Source organism: Acinetobacter pecorum (assembly GCF_014837015.1).
Lineage (GTDB): Bacteria > Pseudomonadota > Gammaproteobacteria > Pseudomonadales > Moraxellaceae > Acinetobacter > Acinetobacter pecorum.
Window position 1 is genome coordinate 117,615 of sequence record NZ_JACSPT010000001.1, and the last position, 16,591, is coordinate 134,205.

Consider the following 16,591-nt stretch of genomic DNA (forward strand, 5'->3'; position numbering starts at 1 on the left):
TTTTCCAAAAGCAGACTGGAAATGCTAGACCATCACGACGAAACAACAATTTGTAAAACAACTCGGTAGTCAAAACACTTTAAGATGCAAGACATAAGATCAATAAAGCTTGATCAAGATTATTTGGGACAGTGTCAAGATGTCTGAATCCAATAAAATTGTCGTTTATGCAGCCATGTTCGGCAATTTGGCGATTGCCCTCGTTAAATTTGTCGCAGCCTATATTACTAACAGTTCTGCAATGCTGAGTGAGGCTGTTCATTCGGTAGTCGATACCTTGAATGAAATTCTGCTGTTATATGGAATGAAAAAAGCCAAAAAACCTGGAGACGTTAAACATCCGTTTGGTTATGGGCGTGAACTATATTTCTGGGCTTTTATTGTGGCATTGCTGGTATTTGCACTGGGTGCCATTGTCTCTATTTTTCAGGGTATTTATCACATTATCCAGCCTGAAGAAATGCAGAATCCTATGATCAACTATATCGTGCTTGGCATAGCCATTTTATGTGAAGGGTTTTCATGGTCAGTGGCACTAAAAACATTTCGTAAACAAAAAGGAAATATGGGATATTTTGAAGCCTTTCGACGGAGTAAGGACCCAACTACCTTTACCGTTTTATTTGAAGATACTGCTGCACTGATCGGCTTGGTGATTGCCTTGGTCGGTATCTTTCTTGCTCATCAGCTAAATATTCCCGAACTGGATGGGGTGGCCTCAATCTTAATTGGGGTGGTGCTTGCGGTGTCGGCCTGGTTTTTGGCACGTGAAACCAAGGGCCTGTTGCTCGGTGAGACTGCGGATCCTAAACTGCGGGAAAATGTATTAAATATTGCGCAACAGGATGCTGCAGTTTTTAGTGCCAACGGGGTATTAACGGAACAGATGGGCGCGCATCAAGTCATTGCATCCTTAAGTCTGGAATTTAAAGATGATTTAACATCCGATCAAATTGAAGCCTGTGTAAACAGGATCGAGACCCAGATTAAACAATTGCACCCGGAAATTATTGCCCTGTTTGTAAAGCCACAAACCAAGGCCGTATGGTTGGAGCGAACCTTAGGCCGTGTATAACTCATATAAAAAAATCGCTTGAGCCCATTTTTTCTGATTTCAGCATGTCTCTCGGGTATGCTTAAGCTGATGAAACTGATCCTCGTCTGGGGAGCAGATGCACTCTGTCAGAAAGTTACCCATAGGAGTCATGACTTTGTCAAAATGAGCCTAAAGGGGTTTGGCATCATTTTGTATGTTTAGGCAGAAGGTTGCGAGCAGTATTTTTCTTATAATCTGTTACTTTTATAAGCTGAAAGGTTTTTACATGGTGTTTTTATTAAAAATAACAAAAACATACATGATTAACGATATTGGATTTCATACTATATTGCTACGCGCCTGTTTTAAGTTTGTATGCTCATTTAAACGCTGCTGCACTTGACGATTTCAAGCGGTAGCTAACTTGCATATAACGAATAATAAATAGTGGATATTTATGCAAGATTTTTTTAAAACTAAAAAATTTCAGTTACCCACACAGTCCAGCTGGAAACATGTCTGGTCTAAGCCGGTATTTGAGTATCTGCATTCCGATCATTTTGATGGTCAACGCTTTCATAATCTGGAATATTCCCCATTATCGCGCAGTCGTTTTGATTTATATAAATGGCTGGTTACCCGAAAATCCAGTACCTGGCAAGTCAACCTTGATGAGGAGCGTGCCGAGTTTTTTGCACGTCCACGTGCTTTGCCGCAGCATCGTCCTGATGCTCCCCTAGATGACTGGCAAATCTGGTTTATTGGTCATGCCACCGTACTCATTCAGATTGGACCTTATAATTTCCTGACCGATCCGGTCTGGGGCGAATATGCTGGTCCTTCTGCATCTACCGGGCCACAGCGCGTCATTCCGGCAGGTATTGCCCTGGATGAACTACCCCATATTGATGCTGTGTTGCTGAGCCATAACCACTATGACCATATGGATCTGGCCAGTCTGGAATGGCTGCATACGACTTTTCAGATGCCGATTTATACAGGACTGGGCAATGCTTGGTATTTGCCAGAACATTATACCGTGCATGAAATGGACTGGTGGGAAAACGCCTTTTTTGAAGAGATCAGGATTGTCTATACACCGGCGCAACATGCTTCTGGGCGCGGCATACGCGATCAGAACTGTGCCCTCTGGGGAGGTTTTTCTTTATTGCATGGCAAGGAGCATTGTTTCTTTGCCGGAGATAGTGGCTATGCCTCACATTTTAAAGAAATCCGCAAACGTTTAGGTGCGCCGCGGATCGCCTTGCTGCCAATTGGTGCGTATGAGCCACGTGAACTGATGCGCGCGATTCACATGAATCCGGAAGATGCTTATCATGCCCATCACGATTTGCAGGCCAAATGCTCACTGGCCATTCATTACCGCACTTTTCAGCTGACTGATGAAGACCGTGATGCACCAGAGCATGACTTGCATGAGATTATCAAGCATTCCTCCAAGTTAATTAATCCGTTTTACTGCATACGTGAAGGCAAACGGATTATTGTCTAAACGCTATGCTTGTTCTTGCCAAATGAGTTGAATAGCCACTACAGAAAGCATGAGCATGGCGATATTCATCACCACGGGATTGAATGCCGCAGTGAGTTGTAAAGGTGCGGTAAGTACAATCAGCAGCAGTAATCCTGCAAGTCCCATTATATTTAATCCATGCAATAGAATTGATCTGTTCCATTTCAGAAAGCATACACCCCACAGCATTTCACATCCCCCAGAAAAGCCCACCAAGGTCTTGGCAAATGCCAGCTCAAAACCCATATTTTGCCAGATTGTGATTTCAGCAGGGGACTGGAACAGAATTTTTGGAATCAGTCCTTGATAGAACCAGAGCATTGCCAAACTTAGCCCAATGCTACACAGTACCTGATTGAAAACGGGCTTAGGATTCACGAAGCGCATTTTCCAGAAAATGGCGTTTATTTTCGCCGGAGGGGATCAGGCAATATTCAGTTTTGCCGAATAGCGTGTAGCGATTTAAAGCGATCACACGATACAGAAAATCCCGGATAAAACGCGGAACCAAATAACCTGCGCTCATTAAATTAAATGGAAAACCGAGATGCTGCAGCGCCTTCAGTAATGCAGTCGATTCGGTATACAGTGTGCCATCTCGGATGACAAGCATGGTGGTGCAATGTTCAGTGGACATCTGATAGTGCTCAAGCAGGGCAATACCTAAAGGAGATTGGGCAGAGACCAGTTTAAACTGTATTTTTTTATCGTATTGAATTAAAAATCGTGCCCAGCCATTACAGATCACGCAAACGGCATCAAACACAATGATGTCGTGCTGTTGAATGATGTCTTCAATATTTGGATGCATTCTGGTATTTCTTTTTGTATGAGCTTGCTTCTATAGTGCTGGATACCGCAATAAAAAACCACCCGAAGGTGGTTTTTCTATACATATCTAAAGTGGCTTAGATGAAACTAGGTAGCCCTTTGGCTGGGTCGCTTTCACGAGCCGCTTGAGCATCTGCTACAGTCATCCCCAGTGCTTGTGCTACGCCTTCACCGTAAGCGGGATCACAATGATAACAGTTGCGGATGTGACGGTATTTGATGAAATCCAGGGCATCGCCCATTGCTCTAGCCGTATTATTGAACAGCGCCTGTTTCTGCTGGTCATTCATTAGATTGAACAGGGCACGAGGTTGGCTGAAGTAATCACTGTCATCTTCACGAAAATCCCAGAAATCGGCATCTCCGGTAATTTTTAGTGGCGGTTCCCTGAATTCCGGCTGCTCCTGCCACTGGCTAAAACTGTTTGGCTCGTAATGCGGCAATGAACCATAGTTGCCATCCATGCGGCCTTGACCATCACGGCGGTTCGAATGTACAGGACAACGTGCCGCATTGACTGGAACCTGTGAATGATTTACTCCTACACGGTAGCGCGCTGCATCGGCATAGTTCACTAAACGTGCCTGTAACATACGGTCTGGTGAATAGCTGATACCTGGTACCAGATTGCTTGGTGCAAAGGTGGCCTGTTCCACATCCTGGAAATAGTTCTCCGGATTGCGGTTCAGCTCGAATTCACCGACTTCAATCAGTGGATAATCGCCTTTCGGCCAGACTTTGGTCAGGTCAAATGGATGATAAGGCACTGTTTCAGCTTCCAGTTCCGGCATGATCTGAACGTACATTTTCCATTTTGGATAGTCACCACGTTCGATGGCATCAAACAGGTCGGTCTGGCTGCTTTCACGGTCTTTAGCGATTAAGGCTTCAGCTTCAGCATCGGTCAGGTTCTGGATACCTTGCTGGGTACGCATATGGAATTTCACCCAGAAACGTTCATTATTGGCATTGATAAAACTGAAGGTATGACTGCCAAAACCATGCATATGACGGTAGCCGGCCGGAATCCCACGGTCTGACATGACAATAGTCACTTGATGAAAGGCTTCAGGCAGTAATGTCCAGAAATCCCAATTATTGGTGGCACTGCGCTTGTTGGTTTTCGGATCACGTTTGACTGCTTTATTCAGGTCCGGGAACTTGCGGGCATCACGCAGGAAAAATACTGGAGTATTGTTGCCGACCAGATCCCAATTACCTTCTTCAGTATAGAATTTCAGGGCAAAACCACGAATATCGCGTTCTGCATCGGCGGCGCCACGTTCACCTGCCACTGTTGAGAAACGTGCAAACATTTCGGTTTTTTTGCCGACTTCCGAGAAAATTTTAGCGCGGGTATATTGGGTAATATCGTTGGTCACAGTAAAGATCCCAAAAGCACCGGAACCTTTGGCATGCATACGACGTTCTGGAATCACTTCGCGGACAAAGTTGGCCAGTTTTTCATTCAGCCATAAATCCTGGGCAAGTAAAGGTCCACGCGCACCTGCCGTCATACTGTTCTGGTTGTCGACTACAGGTGCCCCAGCCTCAGTAGTCAGGTGGGTAACAGGACATTTTTTAAAATCTTGGCTCATCTTTCTCTCCAAGTTTTGAATATTTTGTAGTCTCTATTCAGTATTCACAAAATATTGAGTAATTTGCCAAGGGCATGAGGTGTTACTCTATTTTCAATATTTTTATATAAATACTGTTAAGGCCCAAAATGGGATTCACAGGATATGATTGAGTAAAGTTACTCAAATAGGATTTTAAAGGTCAATGAAGACTAATATATTGAAAATTAAAAGTTTACTTTTTGAAAAGTAACGACTTTTCTGCACTCTGACAATATCAAATTCTACTTATTTTGCATAATTCGAATAATGAATGGGATTAAACGAAAATAACAATATCTAAGTCCATAATATATTTTTAACCAAAGATTAAGATAATAACTGTAGAGCATTGTTTAAAATAAATTTTATAACTATTTTATTTTAAATGGTTTTTGACTGGGTCTTGCTCGGCTGAAAGAAAGCATAAAAATGATGAATAAAATAATAAGGTGTTCTGGTTATAGCCCTCATTTTTGCCTCATGTAAAATTCTGTCTAAATGAACTTTTTTTTAAAAAAAGCATTGGCAAATATGCTTGAAAATTAATCAGTCAGCCTTATAATTATCTCACTCCTTCCTCCAAATGATATAGAGAGCAAGATGGCCAAGAAGAAAACAGCCGAGCAGGTGGTGATCCATAATTTTGTGGCAAAACACATGCATGAAGTCAACAAAAGCCAGGTCTTTGTAGATCGAAAGAAAAATGCAAAACGAGGCTACAACAAGCACAGACAAGGGCGATATTCCATGGAAGATCGCCCTTTTTTAATGGCAGCTTAAGGTTTATAAGGTGGTTGGGGGCGATGTGGTGGCTGTTTGGGGTTGGATTTGAGTGGAGAAAGCGGGGCGACTGGCCGGGTACGACGGGTTTGTGAATATTGATTTGGACGACGGGACTGGGTTGAAGATTCATCCGTGATTAAATCACTGAAAAGTTTATGTAGTCTGGTGTGAACAGGCGCTTCAGGGTGAGGGGAATGAGGCTGCGGCCTGGCCTGTTGAAAACTGGCAAATTGATGTTTTTGTTGCTGATAAAGTTTGGCGGCCATCACGGACGGGTCATGTCGGCCTAAACGCCGTCGTTGCGATGCCGAAATTTCAATGCCCAGTAGTGGCGACATTTTAGGCCGTTCGGTAGAGTTGCTGGTCCGATTGCTGGCAGGGCGGGAGCGAGATGAATACGAATCATCAGTATTTTTTCGGGCTTTTAAGGCAGGTGCAATAATAACAATATAGAACACTACACCTACCATGAACAGAATGACCAGAAATTCCATAACCACCTCCACCAATGTCGAGAGTGAGGGGGCTGGAAAAGCCCCGTATTAAGCACCTACCATACGCGTGGCTGATTTCACTATATCTCCCAGACCATGAGTTCTGAAATAATATTCTAACCAGCTTTTTACCATGAGTGGATTGTCCATTTTTAACACATGTTGTAGCAATTCCTGTGCATCACTCATCGGAACATGACAAATGGTTTTACGAACCCGCAGAATATTACTTGAACTCATCGACAGGGTATTAAAGCCCATGGCCATGAGTAAAACGGCAGACAGCGGATCACCCGCCATTTCCCCGCAGATACTGACCGGTTTTTCATTGCGATGACAGTCCTGCACCAGACGGGTCAGGGCACGCATTACTGCAGGGTGCAGGTGTGAATAGACATTGGCCACCCGTGGATTATTACGGTCGACGGCCAACAGATATTGGGTCAGATCGTTGGAGCCGACCGAGAAGAAATCGACCAGTTCGGAAAATTCATCAATCTGATATAGCACGCTGGGAACTTCCACCATAATACCGAGTTTAGGCTTGTTTACCTTGACCTGTTCCTCTTCCTGAATCGCCGCATGATCACGTTCCAGCAGGTAGAGCGCTTCTTCGACTTCACTGACACTGGTCACCATCGGCAGCAGAATATGCAGGTTATTCAGTCCGATACTGGCTTTGAGCATGGCGCGAATCTGTGAAGAAAAAATTTCCGGATGGTCTAGGGTAAAACGAATACCACGCCAGCCGAGTGCGGAATTTTCTTCTTCAATCGAGAAATATGGCAGGTCTTTGTCGGCCCCAATGTCCAGCGTTCGCATCACCACCGGTTTATTGGCAAAGTGACTGAGCTGCTGACGATAAATCGCACGTTGTTCTTCTTCACCTGGGAAGCGGTCACGTAACATAAACGGAATTTCAGAGCGGTATAGGCCAACGCCTTTGGCACCACGTTGCACACCACGGACTACATCAATCATCAGGCCGGTATTGACGAATAGTTTTACCGCTATGCCATCCGGGGTAATCGCATCTTTGGTTTCGTACTGGCGCAGATCTTTAGCGATTTGTTCTTCTTCTTTTTGAATTTCTTTATAGCGACTGCGCAGGCGACGTGGCGGATTAATAAAGACCCGGCCCTGATGCGCATCGACAATCATCTCCACATCATCGAGGGTATTGATTGGCAGTTCGGTTACGCCGACCACAGTCGGAATACCGAGGGCACGTGCCACAATCACCATATGCGAGTTCATGGCACCTTCAGTGGTGACAATCGCGGCAATTTTATCTACCGGTAATTCAACTAGTGCCGCCGTCGAAATTTCTTCACCAATCAGGATGCTTTCATCGGTCAGTTCACGGTGACTGGCATCTGCTTCCTGTAAACGGGCCAGAATACGCCGGCCCAGATCTTTCAGGTCTGCTACCCGCTCACGTAAATAATCATCTTCCATCTGGGAAAATTGTGCCACATGATTGTCAATGACAATCCGCACCGCGCCTTGTGCCCAGTGACCTTCACGGATAAAAGCCTTGATTTCTGCAGGCAGTGCATTTTCATCCAGCATCCGCAAGAATACACTAAACAGTGCGCGCTCTTCAGCCATGAGTGCATCCTGCATCTTGTCATCCAGCCACTGAATTTCTTCACGGACTGAATTCAGTGCGCTATCCAATAACATCAGTTCTTCACTGATATCATCGGCCTCACGTTCCGGTACGGCAGTCAGATCCGCTGGCGGATAAAGAATCACTGCACGGCCTAAGGCAATACCCCCTGAACCGGAAACCCCCTGAAAGGTTTTATAGGCAGGCAGGTTACTCGGTTTACGGAATACATCAATATTGCCGACCGCATGGGCATGCGCAATTACGCCTGAAAGCTGGGCACAGAGCGTAACCAGAAAAGATTCGGCAGCTTCGGAAAAATCCTGTGGCTCCTTGTTTTGGACAACCAGTACGCCCATGACCTTGCGACGGTACATGACTGGAACGCCAAGAAAAGAGTTATAAAGTTCTTCACCAGTTTCTGGCAAAAACAGGAACCGTTCATGTTTAGGAGCATTGTCCAGATTGACAATTTCTTCACGCTGGCCTACCAGTCCTACCAGCCCTTCCCCTGTCTGCAAGGATACATGGCCGACGGATTCCGCATTCAGGCCCTTAGACGCCATGAGTAGATAACGTTGATTGCGTTCATCGAGGAGATAAATCGAGCAGACATCAACCTGCATGGCTTCGGCTACATGATTGACCATGATGTCGAGTGATTCATGCAAACTGGTGGACGCATTGATCTCCTGAACAATACGTCTCAAGGTGTCCAGTTGCATATTCGACATAAGGTCTGCTCCATCAATTCAGAATTTCAGTAATTAAGTTTATTTATAACAATAGCCAAGTAAAAAATCTGCATTATTTATGCGATTTTTTAAGGTTTTTGCTGTGGAAGTTGCTGACACAATTCCACCAAGGCTTTACGATAAACATCACGTTTGAAATTCACGACTTGACCAAGTGGATACCAGTAACTGACCCATTGCCATTGATCAAATTCGGGCGGATCAGACAGATTCAACTGAATATTCTGTGCTGGGGCCGTCAGTTTGAGTAAAAACCACTTTTGTTTTTGACCAATACAGACCGGATCGGAATCCGTACGAATGTATCGATGCGGCAAACGATAGCGCAACCAGCCTTTGGTTTGCGCAATAATCTGGACGTGTTCGGGCAGTAAGCCAATTTCTTCTCTCAGCTCACGATAGAGTGCCTGTTCAGGGGTTTCTCCATACTGGATACCTCCTTGTGGAAATTGCCATGCATTATGACCAATGCGTTTTGCCCATAAAACCTGTCCAGCATCGTTTGCCAAAATGATCCCGACATTCGGTCGGAAACCTTCAGAGTCGATCATTTGGCTACCTAAAAATTGTTTAATTTATGCCTTTGCCATCGGGGAGCATTATTTCGTTATCCAACTCGAAAAAAGCAAAGTTTAAAAATGTTAAAATTGCTATGATCTTAACGAATTTCTATCGACTAGCGGAGATAGATTTACAATTTTTTTCTTAAATTTCAGTTTTAACGAGTATTTTCATGAAATTGGCGCTATTTGATCTCGATCACACCTTGTTAAACACGGATTCGGATCATTCCTGGGGAGAGTTTTTGGTCAGTGAGGGCCTGGTCGATCCAGTTCAGCATCGCGCCATGAATGACAAGTTCTATGATGATTATAAAAAAGGCCAGCTGGATCCTTATGCCTATAATGAATTTGTATTCCAGTTTCTAACCCAACATGACAATGATTATCTGGTTGAATTACATCAACTGTTCATGCAAAAAGTCATTCGTCCACAAATGCGTCCTGAAGGTTTTAAAGCCATTGAGCGCCACCGTGAAGCAGGGCATGCCTTAGTGGGGATTACCGCGACTTCAGACTTTATTACCGCACCGATTTTTCGTGAATTCGGAATTACTGAAATTATTGCCACCAATGCTGAAGTCATTGATGGGAAATATACCGGTAGAGTCATCAATACCGCGTGCTATCAGCAAGGCAAGCTGGTGCGACTGGAACAATGGCTGGAAGGCCGTGACGTAACCGAGTCTTGGGCCTATTCAGATTCCATTAATGACCGTTTCTTGCTGGAATATGCGGATCATGCCATTGCAGTCAATCCGGATGAGCGTTTGGAAACTCTGGCGAAGGAGCAGGGTTGGGAAATACAGGACTGGTCAATCTAAGCATTCCAGCTTTATTCATATGATTCATTTAGGACAACTCTGGTTGTGCTTTTTATGTGCCGCATTTGAATATTAATGTTTTTTCACAGTCCGGCCGAATCAGGCATGCTATGCTCAAACAACAGGACATGATAACAATAGTAAACTCTGAGGTATAAGATATGACTCACGTTCGACCGCGTATGACACATCTGTTCCAGCAGCTTGGCCTGGATGCCAGTGCAGAAGGTATTGCAACATTTATTCACGAGCATCAATTGCATAAAGACCTGACTTTACTGGATGCGCCGTATTGGTCAGAAGCACAACGTCAATTTTTAAGCGAGAAAATAGCCTCTGATGGCGAATGGGCGATTGTGGTAGATCAACTCAATGAATCCTTACATGAAAACTCAACCATTGAAGGATAATTAAAAAGCCAATCCTATGATTGGCTTTTTTAGGTCATCACTTTTAGCGAATCCTTTTCCAGAGGGTGACTTGTGACAGCGTGTGTTGATACTTTCTGGCCGTTTCCCGAATCACAAAAGGGACATCCTGGAGTTCGGCCACCAATTCAAAGTGCTGGGTTAAGATATTGGTCATACCTGCCAAGGTCGTAATATTTTCCCCATCCTGCTGAAAACCACCCAGCCATTCGCTACACGCCGTATGTTCCTCCAGCCAGGTATAGGGCGAGCTCAGCATTAAAATACCCCCCATATTGATACGCTCATGAATCTGTGCCAAAAAGTCTTTCGGATGGTGTAACCGGTCAATCAGATTTGCTGCCAGAATAAAATCATAGCCGCTAAAATGTGCTTTAAGATTGCAGGCATCAGCCTGAAAAAATTCCGTTTTAGATGCAAACTGATCCAAAGCGACATCTTCAAGTGAACAGCTTTTTTCTTCGCTTAATTCACCTTCTAGTGGCAGTTGATAACGTACCCTGTTGCCTTGGGCCAAATAAACTGCCTGCTGGATAAAGCGTGCAGAAAAGTCCAGACCGGTCACCTGATTAAAATAGTGTGCCAGTTCAAAGCTGGCGCGGCCGGTGGCACAGCCAATATCTAAGGCACGATGACATGGCGTTTGCTGAAAATAGGGTTGCGCCAGATGGACCAGTGTTTTGGCAAAATTGGTGACACCAAAATATTCAGTGCCATACTGGAATTCCAGATATTGGGAGACCAACTGGTCGCTTTCATAGTTCGAAGGGAAATGTTGCAGTGCCTGATCAGAGGCGACATAGCGAAAACCGGCATGCTGGAAGAAATGCCGTCTGAAGGCGTAGCGGGAACTATATAAAGCTTCATTGCCTGCCGAAATCCAGGAGCCGCCTTTCATCAGGTTATGGCGACCGTCAAAGGTCGGTGTACTGAAATCATCATAAAACGGATGCACCTGAAAACCCTGAAATGGATAGATCGGGGTTTCAGTCCACTGCCAGACATTACCCTGAATATCATAAAAATCGCCCTGCTTGAAATGATCGACCGGGCAGGAGCTGGTGCCGTACTTCAACTCGATATTGGCCTGTTCAGGACTTGGTAAATGTGGATCCAGGTCTGAAACCGCATACAGGCGATACCATTCATCTTCAGTCGGCAAGCGAATATTTTTCCCCAGCTGTTGCGATTTCCACTCACAAAAGGCCTTGGCTTCATGATAATTCACTTCTACAGGCCAATCCCAAGGCATCGGTACCTCTTCCAGCATCAGTCGCAGTGACCAGCCCGATTTGGTTTTGCGCCAAAAACAGGGGTAAGCAGCTTGGGAAAATTGCAGCCAGCCTAGACCTTCTTCATTCCAGTAGTGTTCGGTCTGATAGCCACCAGCTTCGACAAAAGCCAGAAACTCCTGATTGGATACCAGATATTTGGAAGCTGCAAAAGCTGCTACCTGCGCTTCATGCTGGCCGTATTCATTGTCCCAGCCATAAAATGGATCGTTAAAATCTTTCTTTAGATAGATCTCACCTTCAGGCACAGTCAGCAAGCTGTTATCCGGAGCCATGCCGGTAATGATATTGGCGCGCCACTGCGGATGCTGGCGTACATGTTCCAGAGCATGCTGGCGGATCAGTACGGAAGAAGTTTCCAGATGAATCCGTTCATGCTCAATGCCCATGATGATGGTCCACCAGGGATTTTGCCAGTTTAAGGGCAGAGTCAATGGGGCATGTTCAAGAATGTTCAAGATCAGGGCACGCACCTGATGACGATAATTGCGGACTTCCTGCACACTAGGCCAGTCATAATGTACTTCATCCAGATCGTCCCAGCTCATCTCGTCCACACCGATTGCGAAGATACTTTCAAAATGTGGATTCAGGCGTTCACTGATCAGTTTGCTGAGCAGCAGTTTGTTGACAAAAAAAGTGGCAGTATGTGCAAAATAAAAAATCAGCGGATGACGTAAGGTAATCGGTTTAATGAAAAAAGCATCTTCATGCTTGAGACATTCAAACAGTTGCTCATAGGTGTCAAAAGTATTCAGAAAATATTCACGTAAGTGCTGTCGGGCGGTCTGTTCATCGGCAAAATCAAGCGCAGGCGTGGCTAGCAGCATCGGTTTGGCCGAAAGCCATGGGCTGCTGGTACTTTTTTTATCTTTAGAATGGGGTTTTAAGGCAAAATCGAGCTGCATCCGTCAGGCTCCATGGAATAGTTTTAAGCATCCTTCTGCATCGCAAAAGAATGGAATTGTCTTAAAAATACTCGAAAGATATCGCCAAATGGGGGGTATTTAGGTAACAAAATGCTGCATCGTGCTTGATACAGCATGTTCAGCTACAGCTTAACTTAAATAGGCTAAATAGGCTAAATAGGCTAAATAGGCTAAATAGGCTAAATAGGCAGGGCACTATCTTGCATGAGCTGAACCAGAGCTTGTGCCGCTTTGGACTGCGTACGGCCAGGATGCCAGACCATGCCCAAACGGCGGTTCATTTCCAGATTAATGTCCAGTTGGTGCAGGTCATGATTCACTAAAGTTTTTGGCAGCACAGACCAGCCCAAACCAATCGATACCAGCATCCGGATCGATTCCAGCGGATTGTTACTCATGCTGACTTTCGGTTTAATGCCCTGTTTTTCAAACTCTGCCAAGGTGATCTGGGAGGTATAAGTTTGTGAAGAGGGCAACAGGCTGGGGTAGTCGAGCAAGTCTTCCAGAGACAGATTTTTTTGCTGTGCCAGCGGATGAAACGGTGCCACCACAAAGACCAGAGGATCATTCCAGATGGTCACGTAATTCAGGCGTGCATCACCTCGTGGCGGCAGGGTTAAAAATGCCAGTTCCAGATCACCGGCAATCACCTGTTCATGTGCCTGTTCGGAATCGACAAAATGTACATCTAGGGTCACGTCCGGATAGGCTTGGACATAACGGCGCAAATGGCTCGGAAGATGATGCAGGCCAATATGATGACTGGTACCAATTTTCAGTTTACCCTGTACCAGAGCCTGTTCATGGCTCAAGGTATAATGAATGTCACCGAGCTCGTTCAGCCAGTTTTTCACTTTAGGCAACAGGGAATGGGCCGCATGGGTAGCCTGTACGCCACGTCCGGCAGATTCAAACAGTTTGACTCCAAAGTATTCTTCCAGACTGTGAATACGTTTGGTGACAGCAGGCTGGGTAATAAAAAGCTGATCTGCGGCCAGAGAAATCGAACCGGTTTCCATGACTTTTACAAAGGCTTCAAAGGCTGCGAGATTCATCTTAATCACCTATAAAGAATTTTTATGCTTAAGGTTATTATTGTTATATTTTAAGAATAAATCAAAGTAAAATTAGTTTATTTATATTAGGTTGCTGAATTACTAAACGTTTTCAACGTATTGTATTTTTAAGAAGTTAAAAAAAAGACCGCCTATGCAGGCAGTCTTTCATCAGGAACCCCGACAGAAAATCTTAAACGGTAATGTCCTCATTCTGCTGTTGGTTATTACGCTCCCAGATTTTTTCATGAAAGAAGAAAGCAACTGCTTGTACGGTGGGTTCTAACAAACTCAAGGCAATGGCCATGGTTAAACTGCCGGTCACCAAGTAACCCACAATCATCGCCACAGTAATGTGCATGATGTAATAGCTGAAAGTCTTTTTAAACATGCGCTGATTGTTGTCTACAAAACGTTGAATATGTGCCATGTCGAAGTTCCTCTAAATAAGTTATCTCTGCCGATGAATAAATAATAATAATTCTCATTTAACTTGTACAAACGAATATTTTTATAAAATGATCGGAAAATTAGATTTATAGAAATAAATATAAATAATCTGAAAGTCTGATTTAATTCACTTTTTAAAAGATTCCAAAAAGTTTTTTAACTAATAAAAATGATAAATTAGATTTATGTGATTGCAGCGATATAATCAAAATCAGAGAAAGAATTTACCCAGTCCAGTGGAGTATATCGACATGGCAGGCGAGACCCAAACAGTACAAAAGCAAAATGCAAAAACACTATATGACAAGTTGTGGGATGACCATTTAGTAACGCAACGTGACGATGGTTCTGCCTTACTCTATATCGACCGTCACCTGTTGCATGAAGTAACCTCACCACAGGCATTTGAAGGGTTGCAATTGGCCGGGCGCAAGCCATGGCGTTTAAGCGCCAACATTGCTACACCGGATCATAACGTACCAACCTCGAAAAAAGAGCGTGAGCAGGGCGTAGCCGGAATTGAAGATGAAACCTCGCGCATTCAGGTGCAAACCTTAGATGATAACTGCAAGACCTTTAATATTGTTGAATTTGATATTAACGATATCCGTCAGGGTATTGCGCATGTGGTCGGGCCGGAGCAGGGCTTGACCTTGCCGGGCATGACCGTGGTATGTGGTGATTCGCATACAGCAACCCATGGGGCTTTTGGCTGCTTGGCGCATGGGATCGGGACATCCGAAGTTGAACATGTATTGGCGACCCAATGCCTGGTTCAAAAGAAGATGAAAAACATGCTGGTGCGTGTTGATGGCAAATTAGGTCAGGGCGTAACACCAAAAGATGTGGTCTTGGCCATTATTGGCAAGATTGGTACCGCAGGCGGTACTGGTCACGCGATTGAATTTGGCGGTCAGGTCTTCCGTGACATGTCTATTGAAGGTCGTATGACTGTGTGCAACATGGCGATTGAAGCCGGTGCCCGTGTCGGCATGGTGGCTGTCGATGAAAAAACCATCGAGTATGTTAAAGGCCGTCCGTATGCGCCGACTGCAGAGCAGTGGGATCAGGCTGTTGCTTACTGGAATACTTTACATTCAGATGATGACGCATACTTTGACACGGTTGTTGTATTGCAAGGTGAAGAAATCGAGCCACAAGTGTCTTGGGGTACTTCCCCTGAGATGGTGATTCCGGTCTCTCAAGCAGTACCGACTTTAGAACAAGCCAAAGATGATGTACAACGCAATGACTGGAACCGTGCTTATCAATATATGGGCTTAAATGCAGGTCAGGCATTAGCAGACATCCAGTTAGATCGTGTATTTATCGGTTCGTGCACCAACTCGCGTATTGAAGATATCCGTGCTGCAGCCGAAGTGATTAAAGGTCGCAAAGTCGCATCTTCAATCAAACAGGCGATGGTGGTTCCTGGTTCTGGACTGGTCAAAGCCCAGGCAGAAGCGGAAGGTCTGGACAAGGTATTTGTCGAGGCTGGCTTCGAGTGGCGTGAACCTGGCTGTTCAATGTGTCTGGCGATGAATGCCGACAAGTTACAACCAGGCGAGCATTGTGCCTCGACTTCGAACCGTAACTTTGAAGGTCGTCAGGGCAATGGCGGTCGCACTCATCTGGTGAGTCCAGCCATGGCAGCCGCTGCTGCGATTGCAGGTCACTTTGTTGATGTTCGTTCATTTTAATTGGTACGTAGGAGCACAGACATGAAAGCTTATACCGTTGAACAAGGTATCGTTGCACCTTTAGACCGTGCCAATGTCGATACAGATTTAATTATTCCAAAACAGTTTTTGAAATCGATCAAACGTACCGGTTTCGGTGACAATTTATTTGATGAATTGCGTTATCTGGATGAAGGTTATCCAGGTCAGGACAATTCAGTTCGTCCGATCAATCCGGACTTTGTCTTGAACCAGCCACGTTATCAGGGTGCGTCTATTTTAATTTCACGTGCCAACTTTGGATGTGGTTCTAGCCGTGAACATGCGCCGTGGGCTTTGAGCGAATATGGTTTCCGTACCGTAATTGCGCCAAGCTTTGCTGATATTTTCTTTAATAACTGTTTTAAAAACGGTATGTTGCCTGTGATTTTGGCTGAAGATATTGTTGAGCAGTTATTTAAGGAGTGTGCAGCAGCTGAAGGCTATCAGTTGACCATTGACTTGCAGGCACAAGAAGTTCGTACCCCTACGGGCGAAAGCTTTAAGTTTGAAGTGGATCCATTTCGCAAGCATTGCCTGTTGAATGGTCTGGATGATATTGGCTTAACTTTGCAGGTAGCGGATGATATCCGTGCCTATGAGGAAAAAACCAAACAATCACGCCCTTGGGTATTTGCCGAAATTCACGAATAAATCAGCAAAAATTGTCA

At 44.8% G+C, this 16,591-nt stretch carries 16 protein-coding genes; 7 read left to right on the forward strand and 9 right to left on the reverse strand.

Annotated features, from left to right (window positions below):
- Nucleotides 1–139 precede the first annotated feature (139 nt).
- Nucleotides 140–1,075, forward strand: coding sequence for a cation diffusion facilitator family transporter (locus H9629_RS00500; RefSeq protein ID WP_064094886.1), 936 nt, complete (start codon nt 140–142; stop codon nt 1,073–1,075).
- Nucleotides 1,076–1,493: 418 nt separating this feature from the next.
- Nucleotides 1,494–2,549 (forward strand): MBL fold metallo-hydrolase, encoded by a 1,056-nt coding sequence (locus H9629_RS00505; RefSeq protein WP_064094885.1) that lies wholly within the window; start codon nt 1,494–1,496, stop codon nt 2,547–2,549.
- A 3-nt stretch (nt 2,550–2,552) separates the two neighbouring features.
- On the opposite strand, the gene H9629_RS00510 is transcribed toward H9629_RS00505, so the two are convergent.
- The 3 genes from H9629_RS00510 to H9629_RS00520 form a co-directional block, all read right to left on the reverse strand.
- Complete coding sequence (locus H9629_RS00510) at nt 2,553–2,957, reverse strand: DoxX-like family protein (RefSeq protein ID WP_064094884.1); 405 nt, start codon at nt 2,955–2,957, stop codon at nt 2,553–2,555.
- Nucleotides 2,938–3,381, reverse strand: coding sequence for a thiol-disulfide oxidoreductase DCC family protein (locus tag H9629_RS00515; protein ID WP_064094883.1), 444 nt, complete (start codon nt 3,379–3,381; stop codon nt 2,938–2,940). Before H9629_RS00515 ends, H9629_RS00510 begins: the two co-directional genes overlap by 20 nt.
- Nucleotides 3,382–3,478: 97 nt before the next feature.
- Entirely contained in the window at nt 3,479–4,999 is a 1,521-nt protein-coding gene (locus H9629_RS00520) for a catalase (RefSeq protein WP_064094882.1), read from the reverse strand.
- 621 nt (nt 5,000–5,620) lie between these two features.
- On the opposite strand from H9629_RS00520, the gene H9629_RS00525 reads away from it, so the two are divergent.
- Entirely contained in the window at nt 5,621–5,800 is a 180-nt protein-coding gene (locus H9629_RS00525; RefSeq protein ID WP_004729442.1) for a DUF7230 family protein, read from the forward strand.
- Here H9629_RS00525 and H9629_RS00530 read toward each other — a convergent pair.
- The 3 genes from H9629_RS00530 to H9629_RS00540 all read right to left on the reverse strand — a co-directional run bounded on the left by H9629_RS00530 (nt 5,797) and on the right by H9629_RS00540 (nt 9,215).
- A complete protein-coding gene (locus H9629_RS00530) occupies nt 5,797–6,297 on the reverse strand; it encodes a hypothetical protein (RefSeq protein WP_064094881.1) in 501 nt (166 codons plus the stop codon). The two genes, H9629_RS00525 and H9629_RS00530, sit on opposite strands and share 4 nt — an antisense overlap.
- Nucleotides 6,298–6,345: 48 nt before the next feature.
- Nucleotides 6,346–8,643, reverse strand: a complete 2,298-nt coding sequence (ptsP, locus tag H9629_RS00535; RefSeq protein WP_064094880.1) for a phosphoenolpyruvate--protein phosphotransferase — start codon at nt 8,641–8,643, stop codon at nt 6,346–6,348.
- An 89-nt stretch (nt 8,644–8,732) separates the two neighbouring features.
- Nucleotides 8,733–9,215 carry an RNA pyrophosphohydrolase gene (locus H9629_RS00540; RefSeq protein ID WP_064094879.1) on the reverse strand — a complete coding sequence of 161 codons (483 nt, stop codon included), beginning with the start codon at nt 9,213–9,215 and terminating at the stop codon, nt 8,733–8,735.
- Nucleotides 9,216–9,397: 182 nt separating this feature from the next.
- Between H9629_RS00540 and H9629_RS00545 the strand changes: the two genes are divergently transcribed.
- Entirely contained in the window at nt 9,398–10,048 is a 651-nt protein-coding gene (locus H9629_RS00545; protein ID WP_191730340.1) for an HAD family hydrolase, read from the forward strand.
- 161 nt (nt 10,049–10,209) lie between these two features.
- A complete protein-coding gene (locus tag H9629_RS00550; protein WP_064094877.1) occupies nt 10,210–10,458 on the forward strand; it encodes a DUF2789 family protein in 249 nt (82 codons plus the stop codon).
- 43 nt (nt 10,459–10,501) lie between these two features.
- On the opposite strand, the gene ovoA is transcribed toward H9629_RS00550, so the two are convergent.
- The 3 genes from ovoA to H9629_RS00565 form a co-directional block, all read right to left on the reverse strand.
- Complete coding sequence (gene ovoA / locus H9629_RS00555; protein WP_191730341.1) at nt 10,502–12,676, reverse strand: 5-histidylcysteine sulfoxide synthase; 2,175 nt, start codon at nt 12,674–12,676, stop codon at nt 10,502–10,504.
- 200 nt (nt 12,677–12,876) lie between these two features.
- The gene (locus H9629_RS00560; RefSeq protein ID WP_191730342.1) at nt 12,877–13,752 is read right to left on the reverse strand and encodes a LysR family transcriptional regulator; all 876 of its coding nucleotides are present in this window, start codon (nt 13,750–13,752) and stop codon (nt 12,877–12,879) included.
- A 193-nt stretch (nt 13,753–13,945) separates the two neighbouring features.
- Nucleotides 13,946–14,182 carry a DUF2061 domain-containing protein gene (locus H9629_RS00565; RefSeq protein WP_005107971.1) on the reverse strand — a complete coding sequence of 79 codons (237 nt, stop codon included), beginning with the start codon at nt 14,180–14,182 and terminating at the stop codon, nt 13,946–13,948.
- Nucleotides 14,183–14,453: 271 nt separating this feature from the next.
- Between H9629_RS00565 and leuC the strand changes: the two genes are divergently transcribed.
- Complete coding sequence (gene leuC / locus H9629_RS00570) at nt 14,454–15,902, forward strand: 3-isopropylmalate dehydratase large subunit (RefSeq protein WP_064094874.1); 1,449 nt, start codon at nt 14,454–14,456, stop codon at nt 15,900–15,902.
- Between the two features lie 21 nt (nt 15,903–15,923).
- The gene (gene leuD / locus H9629_RS00575) at nt 15,924–16,574 is read left to right on the forward strand and encodes a 3-isopropylmalate dehydratase small subunit (RefSeq protein WP_064102226.1); all 651 of its coding nucleotides are present in this window, start codon (nt 15,924–15,926) and stop codon (nt 16,572–16,574) included.
- Nucleotides 16,575–16,591: the final 17 nt, after the last annotated feature.

Excerpts from the sequence above, each read along its gene's own strand:
- H9629_RS00515 (WP_064094883.1), bottom strand. The coding sequence starts at position 3,381 with ATGCATCCAAATATTGAAGACATCATTCAACAGCACGACATCATTGTG.
- H9629_RS00560 (WP_191730342.1), bottom strand. The coding sequence starts at position 13,752 with ATGAATCTCGCAGCCTTTGAAGCCTTTGTAAAAGTCATGGAAACCGGT.
- ptsP (WP_064094880.1), bottom strand. The coding sequence starts at position 8,643 with ATGTCGAATATGCAACTGGACACCTTGAGACGTATTGTTCAGGAGATC.
- ovoA (WP_191730341.1), bottom strand. The coding sequence starts at position 12,676 with ATGCAGCTCGATTTTGCCTTAAAACCCCATTCTAAAGATAAAAAAAGT.
- H9629_RS00520 (WP_064094882.1), bottom strand. The coding sequence starts at position 4,999 with ATGAGCCAAGATTTTAAAAAATGTCCTGTTACCCACCTGACTACTGAG.
- leuD (WP_064102226.1), top strand. The coding sequence starts at position 15,924 with ATGAAAGCTTATACCGTTGAACAAGGTATCGTTGCACCTTTAGACCGT.
- H9629_RS00505 (WP_064094885.1), top strand. The coding sequence starts at position 1,494 with ATGCAAGATTTTTTTAAAACTAAAAAATTTCAGTTACCCACACAGTCC.
- leuC (WP_064094874.1), top strand. The coding sequence starts at position 14,454 with ATGGCAGGCGAGACCCAAACAGTACAAAAGCAAAATGCAAAAACACTA.
- H9629_RS00525 (WP_004729442.1), top strand. The coding sequence starts at position 5,621 with ATGGCCAAGAAGAAAACAGCCGAGCAGGTGGTGATCCATAATTTTGTG.
- H9629_RS00500 (WP_064094886.1), top strand. The coding sequence starts at position 140 with ATGTCTGAATCCAATAAAATTGTCGTTTATGCAGCCATGTTCGGCAAT.
- H9629_RS00550 (WP_064094877.1), top strand. The coding sequence starts at position 10,210 with ATGACTCACGTTCGACCGCGTATGACACATCTGTTCCAGCAGCTTGGC.
- H9629_RS00545 (WP_191730340.1), top strand. The coding sequence starts at position 9,398 with ATGAAATTGGCGCTATTTGATCTCGATCACACCTTGTTAAACACGGAT.
- H9629_RS00510 (WP_064094884.1), bottom strand. The coding sequence starts at position 2,957 with ATGCGCTTCGTGAATCCTAAGCCCGTTTTCAATCAGGTACTGTGTAGC.
- H9629_RS00530 (WP_064094881.1), bottom strand. The coding sequence starts at position 6,297 with ATGGAATTTCTGGTCATTCTGTTCATGGTAGGTGTAGTGTTCTATATT.
- H9629_RS00540 (WP_064094879.1), bottom strand. The coding sequence starts at position 9,215 with ATGATCGACTCTGAAGGTTTCCGACCGAATGTCGGGATCATTTTGGCA.
- H9629_RS00565 (WP_005107971.1), bottom strand. The coding sequence starts at position 14,182 with ATGGCACATATTCAACGTTTTGTAGACAACAATCAGCGCATGTTTAAA.